Origin of the sequence: Streptomyces sp. Isolate_45 (assembly GCF_024721315.2) — a bacterium.
Classification (GTDB): domain Bacteria; phylum Actinomycetota; class Actinomycetes; order Streptomycetales; family Streptomycetaceae; genus Streptomyces.
The window spans coordinates 1-1,527 of sequence record NZ_JANFAK020000360.1 but is presented as its reverse complement, the minus strand read 5'-3'; the positions used below and the strand labels follow the sequence as shown (position 1 = coordinate 1,527).

Below are 1,527 nucleotides of genomic sequence, written 5' to 3'. Positions count from 1 at the left end.
CGGGCGCGGGGGTGACCGCGGCGGGCGGCTCGTCGTCCACGGTGATCCCGAAATCGGTGGCGAGGCCCGCGAGGCCGCTCGCGTATCCCTGTCCGACCGCCCGGAACTTCCACGCGCCGGCCCGGCGGTAGAGCTCGCCGCTGACGAACGCGGTCTCGGGCCCCGCCGTCATGTCGAAGCGGGCCAGTTCGGCTCCGGAGGCCGCGTCGAGCAGTCTCAGGTGCAGTCCCGGCACCTGCCCGAACACGCCGCCGTCGGCGGACGCGCACAGGGCGACGCGCTCGACGTCGCCCTCCAGGGCGGTCAGGTCCACCTCAAGGGCGTCCGCGCCGGGTTGCTTGCCGAGGTGCCGGACGGATCCCGAGGAGTGTCTCGGCTGGTTGTAGAACACGAAGTCGCCGTCGGAACGGACGCGCCCGCTACTGGTCAGCAGCAGGGCCGACGCGTCGACGTCCGGTACCCCGGGTCCGGCGGACCAGCCGAGGACGGCGCGGACGGAGGGTGCCGCGACGGGCAGGTTGGCGCCTTTGCTCAGTGTCGTCACGACGGACAGTCTGCCCGCAGGGTGCCGCTCCAGGTAGCGGTAGGGGCTCAGGAGGCCCGTCGGGTGGTGTGCGGGAGCGCGAGCCGGGCCGGCCGCTCGCGCGCCTCGCCCGCGCCCTCCGGGGCGTCGGTGTCGAGGAGGCGGACCTCCAGCGGTGAACTCCCGGTGGGGCCGGTGGCGGTGGCGCGCAGCCGGTACCGCTCGGTGCGTACCGCGTCCCGGTCGAGGGGCGAGCCGCCCTCGTGGAGGTGGTACGGCCGGAAGTCGTTGGCGATGCGCAGTTCCACGGGGCTCCAGCGGCCCGTGGCCGGGTCCCGGTGTTCGAGCAGGACGGACGGGTCCGGTCCGGGGCGGTCCCCCGGGGACGGGCCGAAGGCCTCCATCTGGAAGGTGAGCAACAGGTGCCCGTACGACCGGGTGTTGCCGTTGCGCAGGGTCAGTGTGAACTCCTGGGCCGGGCCGCCCCGTACGAGAAGGATCCGGCCGCCCCGCGTGTCGACGGACATGGTCAGGCGGGTGGCGGGGACGGCTGACGGGGCGGTCGTCACGGCGCCGCCGGCCACCGGACGCGGCGACGGCGACGCGGCGACCGGAACGGAGGCGGAAGCGGAGGTGGAAGCGGGAGCGGAGGCATCCGCCGCCGCGGACGGGGACTGCGGCGCGGTCGACGCCGGGCCGGTGGTGCCCGCGGACGGGACCGGCGCGGCGGTGGACGGGGGTGTCGCCCGCTCCGTGCAGCCCGCCAGCAGCACGGCCAGCAGCACGGTCGCGGTCGCGAGGAGACGGGGTCCGACGTCCATGGGCTGCCTCCTACGGGCTCCGGTTCGCGGGAGAACGTAGCAAGGGGGCGCGGTACTCGCGCAGGTCCGGGTGGTGACGCTTCGGTCACGGTACGGAACGTGACGAGCCGGGGGGGGGGGGGGGGGGGGGGGGGGGGGGGGGGGGGGGGGGGGGGGGGGGGGGGGGGGGGGGGGGGGGGGGGG

2 protein-coding genes and 1 pseudogene are annotated in these 1,527 nt (G+C 76.2%); 1 reads left to right on the top strand and 2 read right to left on the bottom strand.

The features are described 5' to 3' along the window. A partial coding sequence (locus tag NOD94_RS41060) for a TerD family protein (protein WP_281211341.1) occupies window positions 1-544 on the bottom strand: 544 nt, incomplete at its 3' end. A 47-nt stretch (window positions 545-591) separates the two neighbouring features. Beyond that, the gene (locus tag NOD94_RS41055; RefSeq protein WP_281211340.1) at window positions 592-1,344 is read right to left on the bottom strand and encodes a hypothetical protein; all 753 of its coding nucleotides are present in this window, start codon (window positions 1,342-1,344) and stop codon (window positions 592-594) included. A gap of 102 nt (window positions 1,345-1,446) precedes the next feature. On the opposite strand from NOD94_RS41055, the pseudogene NOD94_RS41050 reads away from it, so the two are divergent. Then, window positions 1,447-1,527 (top strand): annotated as a pseudogene (locus NOD94_RS41050) (single-stranded DNA-binding protein); the annotation flags it as partial.